Source organism: Oleiphilus sp. HI0132 (assembly GCF_001635845.1).
Genome location: NZ_LWGJ01000476.1, coordinates 1 through 836, shown reverse-complemented (window position 1 = coordinate 836; position 836 = coordinate 1). Strand labels below are relative to the sequence as shown.

The window sequence follows — 836 nt, the reverse complement described above, 5'->3', positions numbered from 1 at the left end:
TTAAACTTGAGCTTTGTTATAGACAGCTTCTAGTAAAGGGCCTGCACCCATTTCAAGCAGAGCTTCCGCTACGGCAACACCCAGCTCTTCACATTGAGCTTGTGGGCCGCTTAAGCTTGTTTTAAGGATGGTTGCGCCATCTTCTGAGGCAACTAAGCCGGTGAGTGTCAGTGTCTCGCTTTCTAAGGTTGCATATCCGGCGATTGGAACCTGACAGCCACCATGGAGCCGGTGATTCATTGCGCGTTCAGCTTTTACGCAGAACTCGCTTTCTGGGTGAATGAGGGGCGCCAATAATTTTTTAATATCCTCATCCTTGCTTCTGCACTCAATGCCTAGAGCGCCTTGGCCAACAGCTGGAAGTGATTGCTCAGCCGATATGACGCTTTTGATGCGTTCATTGAATTCAAGTCTTTTGAGTCCAGAGGCTGCAAGAATAATGGCGTCATACTCGCCTGCATCGAGCTTTGCCAGACGAGTATTAACATTGCCTCTTAAAGGGCGAATATCTAGGTCTGGGCGAGAGGCGGCCAGTTGGCTATGCCTGCGTAGGCTTGAGGTGCCAACAATTGCACCTTCTGGAAGTTGATCGATCGAGTCGTATTGATTACTAACGAAAGCATCGAAGGGGTTTTCCCGCTCACAAATAACGGCTAGCTCAAGACCTTCGGGGAACTCCATAGGGACATCTTTCATTGAGTGGACGGCGATATCTGAAATGCCTTCTAGCATTGATGCTTCAAGCTCTTTTACAAATAAGCCTTTGCCACCGATTTTAGCAAGGGGGACGTCTAGAATCTTATCCCCTTTGGTTGTCATGCCATTAATATTGACTT

At 48.0% G+C, this 836-nt stretch carries 1 protein-coding gene; it reads right to left on the bottom strand.

The window, feature by feature from the left end:
- On the bottom strand, positions 1-836 hold an 836-nt coding region (hemC, locus tag A3766_RS05820), incomplete at its 5' end, for a hydroxymethylbilane synthase (protein WP_068641900.1).